This is a genomic window from Streptomyces sp. NBC_00286, assembly GCF_036173125.1.
Classification (GTDB): domain Bacteria; phylum Actinomycetota; class Actinomycetes; order Streptomycetales; family Streptomycetaceae; genus Streptomyces.
On sequence record NZ_CP108054.1, the window covers coordinates 1,808,132 to 1,827,954 of the forward strand.

The window sequence follows — 19,823 nt, forward strand, 5'->3', positions numbered from 1 at the left end:
TGGAGCAGCGGCGTTTCGCACCGCACCCCGGGGATACCCGGACGAGGACCCCGACCCGCCCCGCCGCGGAGGTGCCCCATGGTCGAGTACGGCTGTTTCCTGGCGACCGAGGAATTCGGTCCCGCCGATCTGGTCGAGCAGGCGCGGATGGCCGAGCAGGCTGGCTTCCAGTCGCTGTGGATCTCGGACCACTTCCACCCCTGGAACGACGAACAGGGCCAGAGCCCCTTCGTGTGGTCCGTGATCGGCGCCCTCTCCGAGGCCGTGTCCCTGCCGATCGGTACGGCGGTCACCTGCCCGACCGTACGGATGCACCCGGCCGTGGTGGCACAGGCCGCCGCGACCAGCGCGGTGATGACGAACGGCCGCTTCCGGCTCGGCGTCGGCAGCGGAGAGGCCCTGAACGAGCACATCTTCGGTGACGCCTGGCCGCCCGCGCATGTCCGCCTGGAGATGCTGGAGGAATCGATCCAGGTGATGCGCCAGCTCTTCACCGGCAAGGAGATCAACCACTCCGGACCGCACTACACGGTCCAGAACGCCCGCCTCTACACCGTCCCCGAAGAGCCGCCCCCGATCGACATCTCCGGCTTCGGCCCCCAGGCGACCGCCCTCGCGGCGCGCGTCGGCGACGGCTACATCACGATGATGCCGGACGAGTCGATGGTGGAGCAGTTCCGCAAGGGCGGCGGTGGCGGCAAGCCGGTGAGCGGTGGCACGAAGGTCTGTTACGGCCATGACCGCGACGAGTGCGTCCGCACCGTGCGTCGGCTCTGGGCCAACCAGTTGCTGCCGGGCGAGATGGGGCAGGTGCTGCCCTCGCCCCGCCACTTCGAGCAGCTCGAGCCGCTGATCACCGAGGACATGGTGAGCCGGAACGTGGTGTGCGGGGATGACGTGGACGAGCACGTCGGGGCGTTGGCCGCGTTCGCGGACGCGGGCTTTGACCGCGTCTACGTCAACCAGATCGGGCCCGATCAGCGGGCGTTCTTCGACTTCTACCGCACGAAGGTGCTGCCGCAGCTGCAGCAGGGGGTTCGCTGATGTCGCTGCGGCGACCCCGCGAGCTCTCGGTCCGGACGGCGTCTCCTCTCCCGGCCGTCCGGATCGAGTCAGGCATAGAGCTCGGGGGGTTCTGTCGGTTGGCCGCTGCGGGTGCGTTGTGGCTGGTCGCGCCCCGCGGCGGAGCCGCATATCGACACAGCCCCGCGCCCCTGAAGGGGCGCGGTTTGCGGTGAACGTCCACTTGGAGCTTCGGGCTCCCGTCGTGTCCACGTACACCGTTCCCACCGACGTGCCGGAGGCGGATGGGACGTTCGCCTGGGACAGCACGACCATGGTGGTCGTCGAGGTGGCCGCGGGTGACGCGACCGGCATCGGGTGGACCTATGGCCCGGCCGCCGTCGGGGAGCTGTTGCGCGAGCAGCTTGCGCCGGTCGTTACCGGATCTGACGCGTTCGACATCCCCACCGTCCACGACGCTCTGTGCCGCGCCGTGCGTAACGCCGGCCGGCCCGGTGTCACGGCCTGTGCGATCTCCGCGGTCGATATCGCCCTGTGGGATCTCAAGGCCCGCCTTCTCGAGCTCCCGCTCACCCGGCTCCTCGGCGCCGCCCACGAGACCGTGCCCGTTTACGGCAGCGGTGGCTTCACGACGTACCACGACACGCGGCTGGCGGCGCAGTTGAACCACTGGGTGCATGGTCAGCACATCCCGCGCGTCAAGATCAAGATCGGTGAGAGCTGGGGGCGGGAGGTCGCCCGGGATCTGCACCGGGTGCGCGCCGCGCATCAAGTCGTCGGTCCGGAGACCGAGTTGTACGTCGACGCGAACGGCGCCTATACGCGCAAGCAGGCCGTACGCATCGGGGGCGCGCTCGCCGAGCACGGCGTGGGCTGGTTCGAGGAACCGGTGTCCTCGGACGACCTGACGGGGCTGCGACTCGTCCGGGACGCGCTGCTGTGCGACGTCGCGGCGGGCGAGTACGGCTACGACCTCCCCTACTTCGCGCGCATGATCGCGGCCGGCGCGGTCGACTGCCTCCAGGTCGACGCCACCCTCCCCCACTGCCTAAAACGGCGTGGGGGTACCCCCAGCGGCGGCCTCACGGAGTTCCTACGCGCCGCCGCCCTCGCCCAGTCCCACGGCCTGGAGGTCTCCGCGCACTGCGCCCCGCACGCCCACGCCGCGGTCGCCGCCGCCATCCCCAACCTCCGCCACATCGAGTGGTTCCACGACCACGTACGCATCGAGTCGATGTTCTTCGACGGCGTCCTGGATCCCACGGGCGGCGAGGTCCGCCCGGACGGGGGCCCCGGCCACGGGCTGACGCTGCGGACGGAGGATGTGGAGGAGTACCGGGTTGCTTGATCGCGTACTCGTGGTGTGGCTACGGCGCCCAGTTACGCGCAAGGGGGGATGCGCCCCTTAGGGGCGCGGGGAACTGCGCGACCAGCCAAAGACGGCCTGCCAGGTACAGACGGCCTTTACCGCCTTCGCACCGCCCTGCTAAGCCCAGCGGCAAGCGGTTTGCGCCTGAGCCGTACGGCGACCGCCAGTGCCCCGCCCACGGCCAACCCGGCCCCCATCCGCCCCCGATTCCGCGAAACCCACTCCTGCGAACTCCCCGGCAACGACTCGCCGTCGAAGCGCCCATGCGCCCCGTAGTCGTGACCATGCGGCCCATCGGCCGGAGTCCACAGGTTGCCGTGGCCGTCGTAACGGGCGTAACGGGCCGCCTCTTCTCGTTCTCGTCCGGCTTCCTGCTGGGCGTCGAAGCCCGTACGGGCCAGATAGCGGTCGAGGAGACCGGGGGCCACGGCGTTGGCCACCAGCGTGGCGACCGTCGAGCCGCCGACCCAGTACTCGCGTCGCCGCGGATGCCCGGCCGCGTGCACGATGGCGCGGGCGGCGACCTCCGGCTGGTAGATGGGCGCGACCGGGCGGACCCGGCTCGGCATACGGCTCAACACCCAGTCGAACTGGGGGGTGTTGACCGCGGGCAGCTGCACCATGGTCGTACGCACCCGCGAGCCCTCGTGCAGCAGCTCGCAGCGCACGGACTCGTTGAAGCCCTGGATGGCGTGCTTGGCCCCGCAGTACGCGGACTGCAGCGGAATCCCCCGGTACGCGAGCGCCGAACCGACCTGCACGATCGTGCCCCGGTCGCGCGGCAGCATGTGCCGCAGCGCGGCGCGGGTGCCGAACACATAGCCCAGGTACGTCACTTCGGTGACCCGGCGGAACTCGTCGGGCGTGATCTCGGTGAACGGCGCGTAGACCCCGGCGAAGGCGTTGTTGACCCAGATGTCGATCTTCCCGAAGGCGTCGACGACCCGCTGGGCGGCGTCCTCCACGGCCTTGGCGTCGGCCATGTCGACGGAGACGACGAGCGCCTCACCACCGGCCTGTGTCACCTCGTCCGCCGCGGCGGCAAGACCGTCGCGGCCCCGGGCGAGCAGGGCCACCCGGTCGCCACGGGCGGCGAAGGCCCGGGCCGTGGCCCGGCCGACGCCGCCGCTGGCTCCGGTCACCACGACTGCTCTGCGGCGCGCCACGGCTCACCGGCCCCGGTGGTGCGGTGCTTCGGGATCCGCGGGCCCGCCCTGCGTGGGCGTGGGCGGCGGCGCCCCCGCACCGGGTGCGCCGGTCGCTCCGCCCACGCCGCCGGGCGCTACGGGCGGCACCGGCGGGTACGCGGACGAGCCGGGCGCGGCGGGCGTCGCAGGGCCGACGAACCCACGCTCACCGTGGCCCGCGGCGGCCTGCTCCGGGATGGGCTGAGTGCCCGAGGGCTGGGCGGCCGAGGGCTGGCCGGCCGAGGGCCGGGCCGCGCCCCGCAGCACGTACGCCACCGCTCCGAGCACGGCGGCGGTGATCAGTGCGGCCGCCCAGTCGGGCAGGCCGAGCGCGAGCAGCAGCCCGAGGGTCAGGGCCAGCGCGGCGCCCGCGTAGAGGGCGACGGCGCCGGACGCGGCGTACAGGGCGGCGGCGCGGCGCTGTTTGCGGGTCTGCTCACGCAGTTCGTCGCGTACGGCGTCCCGGGCCACCTGCGCCAGTTCGTCGACCAGGTGCTTGTCCAGGTGTTCCAGGTGATCGATGCGGTTCATGGCGGCCGGGTACCCGCGCCCCCGCGCCCGTAACGCCGCTCGGTCTCCGGCGCGCGACCCGCGATCCGGCCGAAACGATCTCGTTCCCGGCCTGCCCCAACTAGGCTCGTCGGCATGGAGATTCTGGGAGCCACGCTGCGCATCTGCGTCGAAGACCTGGACGCTACGGTCCCCTTCTACGAGAAGCTCGCGGGCGGCAGAGCGATGCGCTTCGAGCGCGGCGGTGTCTCGGTCGCCGCGGTCGGCTGCTTCCTGCTGATGAGCGGACCGGAGGCCGAACTGGAGGTCCTGAGGAAAGTCGCGGCGACCATTGCCGTGAAGGACGTCGACGAAGCCCGTCAGGTCCTCACCGACTCGGGCGCACAGGTCCTCGCGGGGCCGGTGGCCACTCCGGCGGGCCGCAACCTGATCGCGCTGCACCCGGACGGCACGGTGTACGAGTACGCGGACCGGAACGCACCCGCGTAGCGGTCGGCTCTCAGGTCAGCTCGTCCTCCCCAAAGTCCTCCTCGTCCCTGATCCGCATCGCGTCCTCCTCGGCCGAGAGCCCTCGGGTCGCGCCCTCTTGGGCGTAGACGTCCTGGTTGCGCGGCAGATCGGGGTCCGGCTCGTCGTAGAGCAGCCCGGCCGGCTCCTCGGGCAACCCCGCTTCGCCCTCGGCATCGACCTCGGGTTCCTCGTCCGCGAGCCGCTCGTCGAGCGTTTCGCGTTCGATCACCTCGTTCACGGTGGTGTCCCGCTCCTCGGCGATCGTCGGCTCGTCACCGGCCACGGGCAGCTGCTGCGGATCACTGGACTCCTGCTGCTCGGGCGTACCGTCCTGCATATCCGGCATGCCCTCGTCCTCGGGGTCGGCCCCGGGATCGTGCGGCCTGGTGTTCATGGGATCCGCCTCCTTCCCGACGTGCGGGATCACCGGGTTCCCAAGGGCCGCCCGGTTCACACAGGAGTCAGGCGTCAGAGCGGGGCGTCCGTGAAGGCGGCGGTCACGATGTCGGCGAGCAGCGCGCCCGCCGTGCCCTCGGGGTCCAGGTCGGGGTCGTAGATGGTGACGTTGAAGCCGACGCAGTGCGGGGAGTTCACCAACGGGCGCAGCAGCGCGATGAGTTCATCGGGCAGCAGTCCGTCGGGGTCGGGACTGTCGACGGCGGGCATGACGGACGGATCGAGTACGTCGGCGTCGAGGTGCACCCAGAACCCGCCCACATGCGGCGCTTCGAACGACTGGACCGTCGCCCGCGCCAGGGCATCGGCGCCCCACTCGCGCAGATCACCGACGGTCACCGTGGGGATCTTCAGCGCGGCGAGTTCGGCACGCTCCTCGTCGTAGTCCCGAATGCCGAAGAGCCGTACGTCCTCGTCCTTGAGGTAGGGCTTGAGGCCCTCCAGATTGGTCAGGTCCTCCTGCCCGCGCCCGGTGGCGAGCGCGAGTTCCTCTCCCCCGGCCGCGCCGATCCGTTCGGAGTTCCCCGGATGCCGGAAGTCGGCGGAGCCGTCCACGGCCGCCAGCCCGAACCGTCCGATGCGGCGCAGTGCGAGCGAGGCCCCGAGTTGGATGGAGCAGTCACCGCCGAGGACGACCGGCAGGTCCCCGGCGCGTACGTGGTGCTCGATGCGGTCGGCGAGCTTGCGGGTGTACGTGGCGATCGCGGCGGCGTTGAAGACGCCGTCGCCCTCCCGCCAGTCGCCCCGGTCGTAACGCGGCGGTACGACGACCCCGCCCTCCAGCGCGCCCAGCCGCTGCACGATCCGCTGCTCGCGCAGGGCGCCGGCGAGCTTGTAGCAGCCGGGTACCGTTCCCGGGGCCGGTGGGCGCAGGCCCAGGTTGGAAGGGGCGTCCAGGACGACGAGGCTGTGTATCGGGCTCACCTTGGCACCATATCCGCGGTGAGGGCCCAGCGTTCGTGATCCCGCCAGTCGCCGTCTATGAAGAGGAAGTCCGGCGAGAAGCCCTCGAGGCGGAAGCCACAGCGGCGGGCGAGGGCGATCGAAGCGGCGTTGTCCGGCTGGACGTTGATCTCCAGCCTGTGCAGGCCGAGTCTGCCGAACGCGTACCGTACGACCAGGTCGAGGCCCTCGGTCATCAAGCCGCGGCCTGCGGCGTGGGCGAAGGCGCCGTAGCCCAGGGCGCCGTTGAGGAAGGCGCCCTCGACGATGTTGTTGATGTTGATGAACCCGGAGATGCCACCACCGTCCGTCTCGCAGACCAGGAAACCGGTCTTCGTGGGGTCCTCGAGGAGACGTTTCGCGTACGCGGTGTAGGCGGCCGTGCCGGTGGGTGGGAAGAGCCACGGGTGGTGCAGGGCTTTGCTTTCGCGCGCGCGGGATGTGAACTCGACGGCGTCGTCGTAGCGGTAATGGCGTATGCCTACGTGGGTGCCTTCGGCGAGGTAGCGGTTCGGTTCTGGCACGTATCCACGGTAACCCTCCGCTGGTTGTTCGGTTCGGAGAGCTCTGTTGGTTCTGTGTTTTGGCGGCTGCGGGTTGTATGTGGCTTGTCGCGCAGTTCCCCGCGCCCCTACTTGGGCTGAGCGCGCGCTATAGAAGTGCACCTAACGTCCAGCGCTACAGCAACGCAGGTACTTCCAGTGTCAGGGTTGCCTCCTCCGCGTCCAGCTCCGCCCGTACCCCGAACGGGATCGTCAGCGCGCCCTCGCCGTGGCCGAAGCCGAATTCCTCGGTGATCGGGATGCCCAGGCCGCCGAGGCGGTCCATCAGCAGGGCTCGTACCTCGGCGTACGGGGCGCACTCCTCCCAGGAGCCGAGTAGGATCCCGGTGGCCCCCTCGAACCAGCCTGCGCGCAGGAGTTGGGTGAGGTAGCGGTCGAGGCGGTACGTCTCCTCGCCGACGTCCTCCAGGCAGAGCAGGCCGCCGCGTGCCGAGGGGCGGGCCCAAGGGGTCCCCAGTTCGGCCGCGAGCAGGCAGAGGCAGCCGCCCAGGAGGACGCCTCGTGCGCGGCCCGGCACCAGCGCCCTGCCGCCCGAGGCGATGGTCCGCACCGACTCCGGCTCGAAGAGCGTCGCCCGCAGATGCTCCTGTGCCCGCGCGTTCTTCAGGAAGTCGACGCCCGCGACCATCGGCCCGTGCAGCGTCACGAGCCCCATCCGCCTCGCGAACGCCTCGTGCAGGGCGGTGATGTCGCTGAAGCCCACGAACACCTTGGGTCCGGCCGCGCGCATCGCGTCCCAGTCGAGCAGGCCGATCATGCGCTGAACTCCGTATCCGCCGCGGGCGCACAGTACGGCGTCGACGGACGGATCGCACCAGGCGCTCTGCAGATCGGCGGCCCGGTCGGCGTCCGTGCCCGCCAGGTACCCGAACTCCGTCTGCCGGTCGAGGACATGAGACCCCACGACCGGGTCGAGGTCCCAGCCGCGCAGGATGTCGAGCCCTGCCTCGAGCCGTTCCTCGGGGACCGGACCGCTGGGCGCGACGACGGCGACACGGGCGCCGGGGGCCAGTCTCCGGGGGCGTACGAGGGTCTTCACTTGGTCAGCTCCAGTGTGGGGATGCCCGCTGGATTGAGGCCGAAGACCTGGGCGTACAGGGAGAGTTCGGACTCCAGGACCCGCACCATCGTGTCCGCGCGCCTGAAGCCGTGTCCCTCGCCCTCGAAGGCGATGTACGCGTGCGGCACCCGCCGCCCCTCCGCCTCCATTCGGGCCAGGAACCGTTCGCACTGGGCGGGAGGGCAGATGACGTCGTCGAGGCCCTGGAGGAGCAGGAAGGGTGCGGTGATGCGGTCGGCGTGCTCGGTGGGTGAGCGTTCGGCGTACCGGCCGGGTACCTCGGCGAAGGGGCCGACGAGGGTTTCCAGGTACTGGGACTCGAAGTCGTGCGTCCCTTCGGCGCTCCAGCCGGCGAGGTCGAGGATCGGGTAGAGGATGGTTCCGCAGGCGTAGACGTCGGTGGTCGTCAGGGACGCGGCGGCGGTCCAGCCGCCCGCGCTGCCGCCCCGGATGGCGAGCCGGTCGCGGTCGGCGGTGCCCTCGTCGGCGAGCGCGAGCGCGACGGCCGCGCAGTCCTCGACGTCGACGACGCCCCACTGCTCGCGCAGGCGGTTCCGGTATGCGCGGCCGTGGCCGGTGGATCCGCCGTAGTTGACCTCGGCGACGCCGATGCCGCGGGAGGTGAAGTAGGCGATCTGCAGGTCGAGTACGAGCGGGGCGCGGTCGGTGGGGCCGCCGTGGGCCCAGACGACGTAGGGCGGGAGTTCGTCGCCGGGGGCGACGCAGGCGGGGTGGTGCGGCGGGTAGATGTGGGCGTGGATCTCGCGTCCGGCGGGGCCGTTGAAGGTGCGGATCTGTGGCTCGGGGTAGTACGTGGGGTCCACGGGATCGTCGTGGGCGTCTCCGATGACGCGGGCCCGGCGGGTGCCGGCGTCGAGTTCGACGACCTCGTACGCGCTGCGCGGGCTGGCGGCGATGCCGAGGACGCGGCTGCCGTTCGCGGCGAGGTTGGACGCGAACTCGGTCCACGGTCCGGCCGTGTCGACGACCTCGCCGGTCTCCGGGTCGAGGATGCCGAGCGCGGTGGCGCCGCGCCCGTGCACGACGGCGATCAGTCCGTCCGCCAGGGGGGCGAACCAGCGCCGGCCGATCTTCCACAGCGGTCCGCCGAACTCCTCCTCGCGCGGGCACAGGGGCTCGCCGTCGCGATAGAGGTTCCACCAGCCGGTGCGGTCGCTGGAGTAGAGAAGGGCGCCGTCGGCGGCCCAGTCGACCTGGGCGATCGACTCGTCGGGACCGCCCGCGGCCCGCCGGGCATCGTGGAGGGTCCCGTCGGCGGCCACGTCGGCGAGCATCAGTTCCGTACCGTCCCACGGCATCCGCGGGTGGTCCCAGGCGAGCCAGGCGGCCCGCCGTCCGTCGGGCGAGACCCGGGGGCCGGTGACGAACTGGTGCCGGTCGTCGGTGAGTTCGCGTACGGCGTCCAGGTCCTGCTCCGCCGAGCCGTCCAGCGGCACGGCGGCCACGACGCGGCGTACGTCGGTGGGCCCGTCCCCGGTGAACTCCTCCAGTACGCACCAGACTTCGCCCCGCTCAAGGTGCAACTGCGGGTCCACCCAGCGCAGTCCGCCGCCCACGAGCGACACGGGCGTGAGGGGGCGCGGTTCACCGTCGGGGGCGGCGGGCTCGTACACGTACAGCCGCTGGTCGACGAAGTTGACGAAGACGATCAGCGGGCCGGTGTCGAGCATCGTGCCGGTCCAGGGCTGTCCGCCGTACTCGATGACGCGGCTGCGCACGTTCCACGGCGCGGGCAGCACCGACTCCTCGCTGCCGTCGGCACGCCGGCGCACCAGCGTGCGGCGACCGCCCTCGTTGGGCCGTGGCTCGGTCCACCAGGCCTCGTCACCGACGAAGCCGACGTACTCGGGATGCCCGTCGTGCGCGGCGGCAAGCGACGCGTCGATGGGCGAGGGCCAGGAACCGTAGGCCAGGGTCTGCACAATGTCCCCCATCTTCCCTGTCTAACCAGCCTTGGTGAAGTCCGCGCTCCTAAGAGGCCGCAGGTCTCTTAGGAGCGCGGGGCCGTGTCAATTTGCGGCTCCGCCGCGATGGGGGTCCCCCCGCTCTGGGGTCCCCCCAGGCCCTTAAGGCACTGGGGGAGAATTCGAGAGTGGGGGAGCGACCAGCCACGACGTACCCGCAGCGTCGAACCGCATTCCCAGCGGAGCGCTTACGCCACGCGTAGGAAGCGGTCGAGTACCCGGACGCCGAAGTGCAACGCCTCGATCGGTACGCGTTCGTCGACGCCGTGGAACATGGCCTGGTAGTCGTAACCCTCGGGGAGCTTCAGCGGCGTGAACCCGTATCCGGTGATGCCGAGACGCGAGAACTGCTTGGCGTCCGTGCCGCCCGACATGCAGTACGGCACGACATGCCCCTCGGGCGCGAACTCCTCGACGGCGGCGCGCATCCTGGCGTACGTCGGTGAGTCCAGCGGCGCCTGGAGGGCCACTTCGTGGTGGTGGAACTCCCATTCCACGTCCGGCCCGGTGAGTTCGTCGAGCGTTGCGCGGAACTCGTCCTCGTGGCCGGGGAGATAGCGTCCGTCGACGTACGCGACGGCCTCCCCCGGGATCACGTTGACCTTGTAACCGGCGTTCAGCATGGTCGGGTTGGCGCTGTTGCGGACGGTGGCCTCGACGAGCTTCGCCGCCGGGCCGAGCTTGTCCAGCAGCCCGTCCACGTCCTCCAGGTCGGGCTCGATGCCGTACAGCGCGGCGAGTTCGACGAGGGCCGCGCGGACGGTCGGCGTCAGCCGCAGCGGCCACTCGTGCGCGCCGATCCGTGTGATGGCGGCGGCGAGACGGGTGACCGCGTTCTCCCGGTTGACCTTGGAGCCGTGCCCGGCCCTGCCGCGTGCGGTGAGCTTCAGCCAGCCGGTACCGCGCTCCCCGGCCGCGAGGGGATACAGCTCCCGCCCGGCACCGTCATGGAAGGTGAACGCCCCCGACTCGCTGATGCCCTCGGTGCACCCGTCGAAAAGCTCCCGGTGCTGGTCCGCGAGAAAGCCCGAGCCGTCCTCGGCGCTCGCCTCCTCGTCGGCGGTGAAGGCGATGACGAGGTCCCGGCGGGGGCGTACGCCGTCACGCGCCCACTGCCGTACAACGGCGAGGATCATCGCGTCCATGTTCTTCATGTCGACCGCGCCCCGCCCCCAGACGACCCCGTCCCGGACCTCCCCGGAGAACGGGTGCACGTTCCAGTCCTCGGCCTGCGCGGGAACCACGTCCAGATGACCGTGGACGAGCAGCGCTTCGGCGGACGGGTCGCTGCCCTCGAGGCGTGCGACGACGTTCGTACGCCCCTTCGTGCGCTCCAGCAGCGTCGGCTCCAGGCCCGCCTCGGCGAGCCGCGCGGCGGCGTACTCGGCGGCGGGCCGCTCCTGGCAGTCGCCGCCCCCGCGATTGGTCGTGTCGATACGGATGAGGTCGGAGGTGAACTCCACGACCTCGTCCAGTGCCTGCTGGTCAGCCATACTGCTCCTCCACGGCGGCCGAGACGATCGTGGTGACCGCCTTGAAGGTACGGATGCACCGGTACATCGTCTCGCTGGTGTACGCGACTTTCCGCTCCCCGATCTGAGCAACACCCGGCACGACGGTGGCCGCCGAGGCCAGATGCTCGGCGTCGAATTCCACCGCCACCGTGAACGGATCGCCCCGCACGGGCTCGTACCGCACGGCGAGCCCAACCGCCTCCTTGGCCGCCGCCCGGATATCGGCCGCGGTCCGCGCGGGCGTCCGGCACACCGCGGCATACCGCGAGACATGGTCCTTCACGGCGACCTTCAACGCCTCGGGCGCATACCCGAGCGCGTCCTCGCAGGCCACGTCATCGCCGGTGACGAGGACGACGGGCACGCCGTACTCCGCGACGACGTGCGCGTTGAGCAGACCCTCACTGGCGCGTACGTCATTGATCCACACGCCGGTGATCGAGTTCGCGAGATAGGTGTGGGCGAGCACCCCCTCCATGCCCGCCCCCGCGTGATACCCGACGAACGCGACGCCGTCGACGTCCTCGTGCTGCACGCCCTCCACCATCGACAGCGCCTTGTGCCGCCCGGTCAGCATCTGCGCCCGCTCGTCCAGCCGCTCGAGCAGCAGATTGCGCATGGTCCAGTGCGCCTCATTGATGAGAACGTCGTCGGCACCCCCGTCGAAGAACCCGAGCACAGCGGCGTTCACATCCGAAGTGAACATCCCCCGGCAACGCTCCCACTCGGGCCTCCCTGGCAGCACATCGGCCGGCCAGGTCACGCCGGTGGCACCCTCCATGTCGGCGCTGATGAGGATCTTCATGGTGCGTCACGTTACGCGCCGGACCCGGAACCGGCCAGGAATGAGGAGGAGCTCAGCTCCAGTTCCCACCCCACTCGCAAACCCTGACAATTCACACTTCTCAGACCTCTGCAATGAGTTCTACCCTCATGTACAGATGGCGGGCGATGGCCGGCCTGTCGACCACCGCCGCCTGTAACGAGCGGAGGCGGAGATGAAAGCGTCGATACGGCGGTCCGCGATCTTCACAAGCGCAGCTGCTCTGGTGATAGCCGTCTGCGGCACGACGGGTACCGCCCAGGCCGACCCGGGCGATGGTGAGCTCCAGTTCGGCTACGTCCTGCCGGAGACGGGACAGCTGGCCTACCTCGGCCCACCCCAGATCGAGTCGTTGAAGTTCGCGATACAGAAGATCAACGACGCCGGCGGGGTGCTGGACAAGCCCGTGCCGGCTGTGGTTTCCAGTGACGAGGCGGGCCAGGAGGCCGTTGCCGCGCAGTCGGCCGACCGGGTCCTCGCGGCGGGCGTGGACGCGATCGTCGGCGCCGCGGCTTCCGGCATGTCGCTGGCGTTCATCGACCGGGTGACCGGAGCGGGCGTCGTGCAGTGTTCGGGGTCGAACACCGCCCCCACCTTCACCGACTACGAGGACGACGGGTTCTACTTCCGTACCGCCCCGAGCGACGCCCTGCAGGGACCCATCCTGGCGGACGTCGTCCGCGAGGACGGCCACGACCGGGTGGCCGTGGTCGCACGGGCGGACGACTACGGGCGCGGCCTCATGGAGGCCACACGGGAGACACTCGAGGACCGCGGTGTGACGGTGACGCTCGCCGAGACGTACGACCCGAAGGCGACCAACTTCGACCAGGTCGTCCAGCAGATAGAGAACTCCAGGCCGGACGCCGCCGTGGTGATCGCGTTCGAGGAAGGCACCCAGATCCTGCAGGGCATGATCGAGTCCGGACTCGGGCCCGACCAGATCGGTGTCTACGGCGCCGACGGACTGCGCAGCGAGGAGCTGCCCTCGCTGGTCGCCCCGGGCCAGCCGGAGCGGCTCGCCGGGATGAAGGGGACCGCGCCGGCATCGGAGTCGAACGAGCAGTACGTGAAGGATCTGCAGGAGTTCGCTCCGGAGCTGAAGGAGTTGCAGTTCGCACCGCAGGTGTTCGACTGCGTGAACACGATCGCGCTCGCTGCCGAGAAGGCGGGGTCCGACGACCCGGGCGAATACGTGAAGGAGATGAACGGGATCACCAGGGGCGGCGAGAAGTGCAACTCGTTCGCCGCCTGCAAGGAGCTGATCGCCGACGACAGGGACATCGACTACGAGGGTGTGAGCGGTCCGCTCAACTTCACCGACAAGGGCGAGCCCGGCCAGGCGACGATCGAGGTGTACGGCTACGACGACGAAGGACGGTTGCAGACCCTGCGCACCGAGACCAGCGAGGCACAGGAGTGACCGGGAGGAACGACAGCAGGAGCCACAGGGACAGGAGTCAACGGGCGCGGGCGAGCGTGCCGAGGTAGAGCTCGATCACCTTCTCGTCGTGCAGCAGGGCTGCGCCGGCACCGGTGTACGCGTTGCGGCCCTGGTCCAGGACGTAGCCGCGGTCGCAGAACTGCAGGCACCTGCGGGCGTTCTGCTCGACCATGAGGACGGCGACGCCCGCGTTGTTGATCATTCTGCACCGGTCGAAGACGTGGTCCTGATGGAGCGGTGACAGGCCGGCCGACGGCTCGTCGAGCAGGAGCAACTGGGGCTCCATCATCAGCGCGCGCGCCATCGCCAGCATCTGGCGTTCGCCGCCGGACATCGCGTCGGCCTTCTGCTTCCGGCGGTCGGCCAGCACGGGGAAGAGCTCCTCCACTGCCGCGGTCCGGCGCGCGTAGTTCCTGGGCCGCAGATAGACGCCCATCCGCAGATTCTCCTCGACGGTCAGCGTGGGGAACACGTTCTGCAGCTGCGGTACGTAGCCCACGCCCCGCCGGACCAGTTCGTGCGCGGGCCGGTTGGTGACGTCCTCGCCGCGCAGTCGCACACTCCCGCCTCGCGCCCGCAGCAGCCCGAAGACGGCCTTGATGAGCGTCGACTTGCCGGCGCCGTTCGGGCCGATCACTCCGACCACCTCGCCCGGCCGCACCTCGAGGCTGCATCCGCGCAGCACGTCGACACCGGGGACATAGCCGGCGACGATGTCGTCGGCCGCCAGCACCGCTGCCTGCTCTTCGGCGGACATCGCTACTCCTCCTTACCCTTCCCGTTCCCCATTTCCTCCCCGTTCCCCTTCTGCCCGGTCGCCTGCGGTTCGTCGTGCCGTTTGCCCAGGTAGGCGTCCACGACGGCGGCGTTCCGGCTGATCGTGTGCGGTGGGCCTTCGGCCACGAGGTGGCCGTCGGCCATGACGGCCACCCAGTCGCTGATGCCCATCACCACGTCCATGTCGTGCTCGACGAAGCACACCGTCAGCCCCTCGTCGCGCAGCTGGGTGATGTGTCCGAGCAGCGACTGGGTCAGCGCGGGATTCACCCCGGCCATCGGCTCGTCGAGCAGGAGCATGACCGGCCGGGTCATCAGCGCGCGGGCCAGTTCCAGCAGCTTGCGCTGACCGCCGGAGAGCGTGCCGGCATGGTCGTCGCGCAGGGGCCCGAGCCGGAACCGGTCCAGCAGTTCGTCGGCCCGGCGCTCGAGCTCCCGCTCCTGCCCGTGCCACAGCGGTCGCAGCAGCGCGGGCAGCGCCCGCTCGCCGCGTTGCCCGGGCGCCGCGAGCAGCATGTTCTCCAGCACGGTGAGCCGGGCGAGCGTCCTGGTGAGCTGGAACGTACGGACCAGTCCTCGCCGCGCCACCCGGTGCGCCGGGGCGCCGGTGAGCCGCTGTCCGTCGAACGACCACCGGCCGCCGTCGGCCCGGTCGAACCCGCTCACCACGTTGAACAACGTGGTCTTGCCGGCGCCGTTGGGCCCTATGAGCGCTGTGATGGCCCCCCGCTGCACCTCCAGGTGCTCCACCCGCACGGCGACGAGGCCGCCGAAGGTACGGGTCACCTGGTCCATGACCAGCAGAGGGTCGGGCTTGCGTACCCCCGGCTCGGGAACGGTCGCGGAGAGCCGGTCGGCGTTGGACACGCCTGTGTCAGCGGCCACTGAGCAGCATCTCCTTCCGGCTGCCGAGAATGCCCTGCGGCCGGAACGCGACCAGCAGGATCAGGGCGATGCCGACCAGCGCGAAGCGCACCGCGCCGACCTCCGACGTGCTGATGAGGTCCGGCGAGATGTACTCGGCGCTGATGGCCTGGCGGAGCGCGCTGTCGAGGAAGCTGAGGACGAACCAGAACAGGATCGAGCCGACGACCGGCCCGAGGATCCGCCCGGCACCTCCGAGGACGAGCAGCGTGTACAGGAAGAACGTGACGCCCGGATCGTAGTTGTCCGGATTCACGGACTGCACCTGGATCGCCTGCATCATGCCCGCGACCGCCCCGATGACGCCGCCCAGCACGAGGCTCTGCATCTTGTACGCGTAGACGTTCTTGCCGAGGCTGCGCGCGGCGACCTCGTCCTCACGGATCGACCGGATGACACGGCCCCACGGGCTGTGGATCAGCAGGGCGAGCAACAGTCCGACCACGAGCACCAGCGCCCATGCGACGATCATCACCCAGAGGTCGCGGGAGCTGAACCTGACCAGCCACGGGCCGTAGGTGCCGGGCTCTATCGGGTTGAGCGCGTAGAAGTCGTTCGCGAACCTCTGCAGCCCGAACACCCCACCGGTGACGGGCTCGGCCCAGCTGGACCGGTAGAACAGCCGTAGCGTCTCACCCGCCGCGATCGTGGTGATCGCGAGGTAGTCGGCGCGCAGCCGCAGGGTGGGCAGGCCGAGCAGCAGGGCCAGCACGATCGCGCAGGCGATGCCGCCCAGGACACCGAGCCACATGGGGCCGTTGTACGTCGCCACCGTGATGGCGAGCCCGTAGCCGCCGACCAGCATGAATCCGACCTGGCCGAAGTTGAGGAGCCCCGTGTAACCGAAGTGAAGGTTCAGTCCCATCGCGGCGAGCGCGTAGATGGCCGCGATGGGGCCGATTCCCGAGCGCAGGGCGTCGGAGACGATGGCCGAGAAGTCCATGGCGCGCCCCCTCACCCGACACGTTCGGCCCGGCCGAGGATGCCCTGCGGCCGGACGAGGAGGACGAGGATGAGGACGAGCAGCGCCCAGGCGTACTGCAGGTCGACCGGGAACCACAGGGTGGACATCTGGGCGACGACGCCGATGACGAGGCTGCCGACCATCGCGCCGTAGGCGGAGCCGAGCCCTCCCAGGATGACCCCGGCGAACATGAGCAGCAGAAGCTTGAAGCCCATGTCCCAGGTGACGATCTCGACCAGGCCGAAGAAGACCCCGCCGAGTGCGGCCAGTCCGCCGGCGAGCATCCACACGAACAGCACCACCCGCTGCACGTCGATGCCCGACGCCTCCGCGAGGTCCCTGTTGGCGGAGACGGCTCGGACAGCGGTACCGATCCGGGTCTTCTGCAGGAGCGCGGCAATGCCGAGCAGCACCAGCACGGCGAGCAGGGTGACCGTGAGGTCCCGTGGGGTGATGCCGGCCGGCCCCAGGTCGATCGTGCTCTGGATGTCGTACTGCGCGTAGGAGGCGGGCCGGGTTCCGTACAGCACGAGCACGACATGCCGCAGCACCAGTGAGAGCCCGATGGTGACGATGAACATGTTGATCAGCCCGGTGCCCCGGGCCCGCAGCGGGCGCCAGATGCCGCGATCGACGGCCCCGCCAAGCAGAGCGCCGAAGACCACCGCGGCAAGGGCGGCGGGAATCAGGTGCCAGCCCGGCCCGGCCGCGGAGACGTTGAGGAAGAACGCGAAGGTGGCTCCCATCGTGACGAACTCGCCGTGCGCGAAGTTGATCAAGTGGATGGTGCCGAAGATCAGCGAGAGTCCGACCGACGTGATCGCGATGATGACCCCGAACTGGATCCCGTCGATCAGCGCCTGCAGAGCGCGTGCACCGAACGTGGGGCCGCGCGGGACTGCCTCACCCCGGGCCCGCGCGGAGATCGCGGGCACCAATACGAAGAGCAGGGCGAGGGCCGGTACGAGCATCCGCTGATAGCGCACGGCGGTTCCGATATATCACGAATGTCCCTTGTGACTCAGTGTAAGCGCAGGCCAGAGCGGTGACTCGGGCAGGCTCCGCGGAGGCCTTTGCCCGGTGCGGTCTCATCCCGCGGTCATCCGGCTGCCCACAGGCCCCGTACGTGCCCGAGATGCCGCGTCATGACCGCGCGTACCGCATCCTCATCGCGGGCCGCGAGCGCGTCCAGGATCTCCAGGTGCTCCTGCGCAGAGTCCTCCAGGCGGCCCGCCTCGACCAGCGCCTGCAGGCCGTAGAGGCGGGAGCGCTTGCGGAGGTCGCGCACCACCTCGACCAGGTGGTCGTTGCCGGCTAGTGCGAGCAGGCCGAGGTGGAAGCGGATGTCTGCCTCTACGTATGCGATGAGGTCGCCCGCGGTGGCGGCTGTGACGATCTCCTGGGCGGTGGGGCGCAGGGCCTCCAGGGCGATGGGGTCGGCGGTGGTGGCGAGACCTGCTGTTGTGGGGATCTCGATGAGGGAGCGGATGTGGGTGTATTCGTCCAGCTGTTTCTCGGAGACGGCGGTGACCCGGAAGCCCTTGTTCGGCACGGTGTCGACCAGGCCCTCCCTGACCAGGTCGAGCATGGCCTCCCGTACGGGTGTCGCCGAGACGCCGAAGCGGGCGGCGAGGGTCGGCGCGGAGTAGACCTCACCGGGCCGCAGTTCCCCGGCGATCAGCGCGGCGCGCAGGGCGTCGGCGACGCGCTCGCGGTAGTTGCGCTTCTGTCCCCCCAGGGTCGGCAAGGCGGGGGCGCTGGTGCGCTGGGCGGGCATCGGGGTCTCCTTGCGAGGTGCAGGCTTGATAGCAGGGCTGGGCTCAGAGGACGAAGCCGGCCGGGAACGGGTCGGACGGGTCGAGCAGGTACTGGGCGGTGCCGGTCACCCAGGCACGCCCGGTGAAGCTGGGCAGCACGGCCGGGATCCCGGCGACCTCGGTGGTTCCGAGGAGCCGCCCGGTGAACCGTGTCCCGATGAAGGACTCGTTCACGAACTCGGTGTGGAGCGGGAGTTCACCACGCGCGTGCAACTGCGCCATACGCGCGCTGGTCCCCGTACCGCAGGGCGAGCGGTCGAACCAGCCGGGGTGGATCGCCATCGCGTGCCGCGAGTGCCGGGCGTCGGAGCCCGGGGCGACGAAGTGGACGTGGTGGCAGCCGTGGATGGAGGGATCCTCGGGGTGGAAGGGCTCCTCCGCCGCGTTGATGGCGTCCATCAGAGCGAGACCCGCGGCGAGGATGTCGTCCTTGCGGGCCCGGTCGAAGGGCAGCCCGAGCTGGTCGATCGGCAGGATCGCGTAGAAGTTCCCGCCGTACGCCAGGTCGTAGGTCACCGTCCGCCCGTCGGCGAGGGTGACCTTGCGGTCGAGGCCGACGGCGTACGACGGCACGTTCTGGAGGGTGACGGCCTTCGCGGCCCCGTCCTCCACGGCGACCTCGGCGACGACGAGTCCGGCCGGGGTGTCGAGGCGGATCGTGGTGACCGGTTCGACGACCTCCACCATGCCGGTCTCGACGAGCACGGTCGCCACGCCGATCGTGCCGTGTCCGCACATGGGCAGATAGCCGGAGACCTCGATGTAGACGACGCCGTAGTCGCAGTCGGGGCGGGTGGGCGGCTGAAGGATCGCGCCGCTCATCGCCGAGTGCCCGCGCGGCTCGTTCATCAGCAACTGCTTGATGTCGTCGCGGTGTTCACGGAAGTACAGGCGCCGCTCGTTCATGGTCGCGCCCGGGATGGTGCCGATGCCGCCGGTGATCACCCGGGTCGGCATGCCCTCGGTGTGCGAGTCGACGGCGTGCAGGACGAGTTTGCTGCGCATGTGTCGATCCTCCGTTACGCGAGCCCTGCCGCGACGGCCTTCTCGGTGGCCGCGCGCACGACTGCCTCCTGCTCCGGCAGAAGCGGGACGCGCGGCGGGCGTACCGGACCGCCGTGCCGCCCCGCGATGTCCATGGACAGCTTGATGGCCTGCACGAACTCGACCTTCGAGTCCCAGCGCAGCAGCGGGTGCAACTGCCGGTAGAGGGGCAACGCGGTGTCGAGATCACCCGCCACCGCGGCCCGGTAGAGATCGACACTGGCTCGGGGCAGCGCGTTCGGATAACCGGCCACCCAGCCCTTCGCGCCCGCGATCGCCAGCTCGAGCAGCACATCGTCGGCGCCTATCAACAGGTCGAGTTCTGGGGCGAGTTCGGCCAGCCGGTAGGCGCGCCGGACATCACCGGAGAACTCCTTGACCCCCTGGATGTACCCCTCGCCGTGCAGCTTCGCGAGCAGTTCCGGTACGAGGTCCACCTTGGTGTCGATGGGGTTGTTGTACGCCACGATGGGCAGCCCCGCCTGCGCGACCTCGGCGTAGTGGGCGAGAACCGAGCGTTCGTCGGCGCGGTAGGCGTTGGGCGGCAGCAGCATCACGGCGCGGCAGCCGGCGTCGCGCGCCTGCTCGGCCCAGCGGCGGGACTCGGCGGACCCGTAGGCGGCGACCCCCGGCATCACGCGCTCGCCGCCGATCGCTGCGACGGCCGTCTCGACGACCTTGGCGCGCTCCTCCGGGGTGAGCACCTGGTACTCGCCGAGGGAGCCGTTCGGTACGACTCCGTCGCAGCCGTTCTCGACGAGCCAGGCGCAGTGCTCGGCGAACTTGTCGTAGTTCACGGAGAGATCGTCGTCGAGGGGCAGGGCGGTGGCTACGAGGATGCCGCGCCAGGGGCCGTTCTCGGCGACGGCGGTGACCTCGCTGCCGGGGGTGCCGGGGGTGTCGGTCATGAG

General features: G+C 70.3%; 20 protein-coding genes. 4 read left to right on the top strand and 16 right to left on the bottom strand.

Annotation, left to right across the window (positions count from 1 at the left end):
- Positions 1 to 78 precede the first annotated feature (78 nt).
- Positions 79 to 1,044: a TIGR03557 family F420-dependent LLM class oxidoreductase gene (locus OHT21_RS08205; RefSeq protein WP_328767590.1), complete on the top strand. Its 966-nt coding sequence runs from the start codon at positions 79 to 81 to the stop codon at positions 1,042 to 1,044.
- A 202-nt stretch (positions 1,045 to 1,246) separates the two neighbouring features.
- Complete coding sequence (locus tag OHT21_RS08210; RefSeq protein ID WP_328773995.1) at positions 1,247 to 2,371, top strand: enolase C-terminal domain-like protein; 1,125 nt, start codon at positions 1,247 to 1,249, stop codon at positions 2,369 to 2,371.
- Between the two features lie 116 nt (positions 2,372 to 2,487).
- Here OHT21_RS08210 and OHT21_RS08215 read toward each other — a convergent pair whose 3' ends face one another.
- Together OHT21_RS08215 and OHT21_RS08220 are read right to left on the bottom strand one after the other, a co-directional pair.
- Entirely contained in the window at positions 2,488 to 3,558 is a 1,071-nt protein-coding gene (locus OHT21_RS08215; protein WP_328767591.1) for an SDR family oxidoreductase, read from the bottom strand.
- Positions 3,559 to 3,561: 3 nt separating this feature from the next.
- Complete coding sequence (locus tag OHT21_RS08220; protein WP_328767592.1) at positions 3,562 to 4,110, bottom strand: phage holin family protein; 549 nt, start codon at positions 4,108 to 4,110, stop codon at positions 3,562 to 3,564.
- 114 nt (positions 4,111 to 4,224) lie between these two features.
- On the opposite strand from OHT21_RS08220, the gene OHT21_RS08225 reads away from it, so the two are divergent.
- Positions 4,225 to 4,578 (top strand): VOC family protein, encoded by a 354-nt coding sequence (locus OHT21_RS08225; protein WP_165344395.1) that lies wholly within the window; start codon positions 4,225 to 4,227, stop codon positions 4,576 to 4,578.
- Positions 4,579 to 4,588: 10 nt separating this feature from the next.
- Here the strand turns inward: OHT21_RS08225 and OHT21_RS08230 are convergent, their stop codons facing one another.
- The 7 genes from OHT21_RS08230 to OHT21_RS08260 all read right to left on the bottom strand — a co-directional run bounded on the left by OHT21_RS08230 (position 4,589) and on the right by OHT21_RS08260 (position 11,924).
- On the bottom strand, positions 4,589 to 4,993 hold the full coding sequence (locus OHT21_RS08230) for a DUF5709 domain-containing protein (RefSeq protein ID WP_328767593.1): 405 nt from the start codon (positions 4,991 to 4,993) through the stop codon (positions 4,589 to 4,591).
- Positions 4,994 to 5,067: 74 nt separating this feature from the next.
- The gene (locus OHT21_RS08235) at positions 5,068 to 5,970 is read right to left on the bottom strand and encodes an arginase family protein (RefSeq protein WP_328773996.1); all 903 of its coding nucleotides are present in this window, start codon (positions 5,968 to 5,970) and stop codon (positions 5,068 to 5,070) included.
- 5 nt (positions 5,971 to 5,975) lie between these two features.
- On the bottom strand, positions 5,976 to 6,521 hold the full coding sequence (locus OHT21_RS08240) for a GNAT family N-acetyltransferase (protein ID WP_328767594.1): 546 nt from the start codon (positions 6,519 to 6,521) through the stop codon (positions 5,976 to 5,978).
- A gap of 154 nt (positions 6,522 to 6,675) precedes the next feature.
- Entirely contained in the window at positions 6,676 to 7,599 is a 924-nt protein-coding gene (locus OHT21_RS08245; protein WP_328767595.1) for a S66 peptidase family protein, read from the bottom strand.
- Positions 7,596 to 9,575: a prolyl oligopeptidase family serine peptidase gene (locus OHT21_RS08250; protein WP_328767596.1), complete on the bottom strand. Its 1,980-nt coding sequence runs from the start codon at positions 9,573 to 9,575 to the stop codon at positions 7,596 to 7,598. Before OHT21_RS08250 ends, OHT21_RS08245 begins: the two co-directional genes overlap by 4 nt.
- Positions 9,576 to 9,793: 218 nt before the next feature.
- Complete coding sequence (locus OHT21_RS08255; protein ID WP_328767597.1) at positions 9,794 to 11,098, bottom strand: M20/M25/M40 family metallo-hydrolase; 1,305 nt, start codon at positions 11,096 to 11,098, stop codon at positions 9,794 to 9,796.
- Positions 11,091 to 11,924, bottom strand: a complete 834-nt coding sequence (locus OHT21_RS08260) for a M55 family metallopeptidase (RefSeq protein ID WP_328767598.1) — start codon at positions 11,922 to 11,924, stop codon at positions 11,091 to 11,093. The genes OHT21_RS08255 and OHT21_RS08260 overlap by 8 nt, the downstream gene beginning before the upstream one ends.
- 193 nt (positions 11,925 to 12,117) lie before the next feature.
- Between OHT21_RS08260 and OHT21_RS08265 the strand changes: the two genes are divergently transcribed.
- Complete coding sequence (locus OHT21_RS08265) at positions 12,118 to 13,365, top strand: ABC transporter substrate-binding protein (RefSeq protein WP_328767599.1); 1,248 nt, start codon at positions 12,118 to 12,120, stop codon at positions 13,363 to 13,365.
- 37 nt (positions 13,366 to 13,402) lie between these two features.
- Here the strand turns inward: OHT21_RS08265 and OHT21_RS08270 are convergent, their stop codons facing one another.
- The 7 genes from OHT21_RS08270 to OHT21_RS08300 form a co-directional block, all read right to left on the bottom strand.
- Positions 13,403 to 14,143 carry an ABC transporter ATP-binding protein gene (locus OHT21_RS08270; RefSeq protein ID WP_328767600.1) on the bottom strand — a complete coding sequence of 247 codons (741 nt, stop codon included), beginning with the start codon at positions 14,141 to 14,143 and terminating at the stop codon, positions 13,403 to 13,405.
- Between the two features lie 2 nt (positions 14,144 to 14,145).
- Positions 14,146 to 15,048 (bottom strand): ABC transporter ATP-binding protein, encoded by a 903-nt coding sequence (locus tag OHT21_RS08275; protein ID WP_328767601.1) that lies wholly within the window; start codon positions 15,046 to 15,048, stop codon positions 14,146 to 14,148.
- On the bottom strand, positions 15,038 to 16,030 hold the full coding sequence (locus OHT21_RS08280) for a branched-chain amino acid ABC transporter permease (protein WP_328767602.1): 993 nt from the start codon (positions 16,028 to 16,030) through the stop codon (positions 15,038 to 15,040). The genes OHT21_RS08275 and OHT21_RS08280 overlap by 11 nt, the downstream gene beginning before the upstream one ends.
- Before the next feature lie 11 nt (positions 16,031 to 16,041).
- On the bottom strand, positions 16,042 to 17,037 hold the full coding sequence (locus tag OHT21_RS08285) for a branched-chain amino acid ABC transporter permease (RefSeq protein ID WP_328767603.1): 996 nt from the start codon (positions 17,035 to 17,037) through the stop codon (positions 16,042 to 16,044).
- Between the two features lie 113 nt (positions 17,038 to 17,150).
- On the bottom strand, positions 17,151 to 17,828 hold the full coding sequence (locus tag OHT21_RS08290; protein WP_328767604.1) for a GntR family transcriptional regulator: 678 nt from the start codon (positions 17,826 to 17,828) through the stop codon (positions 17,151 to 17,153).
- 43 nt (positions 17,829 to 17,871) lie between these two features.
- Positions 17,872 to 18,873, bottom strand: coding sequence for a proline racemase family protein (locus OHT21_RS08295; protein ID WP_328767605.1), 1,002 nt, complete (start codon positions 18,871 to 18,873; stop codon positions 17,872 to 17,874).
- A gap of 14 nt (positions 18,874 to 18,887) precedes the next feature.
- Positions 18,888 to 19,820: a dihydrodipicolinate synthase family protein gene (locus OHT21_RS08300; RefSeq protein ID WP_328767606.1), complete on the bottom strand. Its 933-nt coding sequence runs from the start codon at positions 19,818 to 19,820 to the stop codon at positions 18,888 to 18,890.
- Between the last annotated feature and the right edge of the window lie 3 nt (positions 19,821 to 19,823).

What these genes read in the sequence shown, in the direction of transcription:
- OHT21_RS08205 (WP_328767590.1), top strand. Translation starts at nt 79, where the DNA reads ATGGTCGAGTACGGCTGTTTCCTGGCGACCGAGGAATTCGGTCCCGCC.
- OHT21_RS08220 (WP_328767592.1), bottom strand. Translation starts at nt 4,110, where the DNA reads ATGAACCGCATCGATCACCTGGAACACCTGGACAAGCACCTGGTCGAC.
- OHT21_RS08225 (WP_165344395.1), top strand. Translation starts at nt 4,225, where the DNA reads ATGGAGATTCTGGGAGCCACGCTGCGCATCTGCGTCGAAGACCTGGAC.
- OHT21_RS08230 (WP_328767593.1), bottom strand. Translation starts at nt 4,993, where the DNA reads ATGAACACCAGGCCGCACGATCCCGGGGCCGACCCCGAGGACGAGGGC.
- OHT21_RS08250 (WP_328767596.1), bottom strand. Translation starts at nt 9,575, where the DNA reads ATGGGGGACATTGTGCAGACCCTGGCCTACGGTTCCTGGCCCTCGCCC.
- OHT21_RS08255 (WP_328767597.1), bottom strand. Translation starts at nt 11,098, where the DNA reads ATGGCTGACCAGCAGGCACTGGACGAGGTCGTGGAGTTCACCTCCGAC.
- OHT21_RS08260 (WP_328767598.1), bottom strand. Translation starts at nt 11,924, where the DNA reads ATGAAGATCCTCATCAGCGCCGACATGGAGGGTGCCACCGGCGTGACC.
- OHT21_RS08265 (WP_328767599.1), top strand. Translation starts at nt 12,118, where the DNA reads ATGAAAGCGTCGATACGGCGGTCCGCGATCTTCACAAGCGCAGCTGCT.
- OHT21_RS08270 (WP_328767600.1), bottom strand. Translation starts at nt 14,143, where the DNA reads ATGTCCGCCGAAGAGCAGGCAGCGGTGCTGGCGGCCGACGACATCGTC.
- OHT21_RS08280 (WP_328767602.1), bottom strand. Translation starts at nt 16,030, where the DNA reads ATGGACTTCTCGGCCATCGTCTCCGACGCCCTGCGCTCGGGAATCGGC.
- OHT21_RS08290 (WP_328767604.1), bottom strand. Translation starts at nt 17,828, where the DNA reads ATGCCCGCCCAGCGCACCAGCGCCCCCGCCTTGCCGACCCTGGGGGGA.
- OHT21_RS08295 (WP_328767605.1), bottom strand. Translation starts at nt 18,873, where the DNA reads ATGCGCAGCAAACTCGTCCTGCACGCCGTCGACTCGCACACCGAGGGC.
- OHT21_RS08300 (WP_328767606.1), bottom strand. Translation starts at nt 19,820, where the DNA reads ATGACCGACACCCCCGGCACCCCCGGCAGCGAGGTCACCGCCGTCGCC.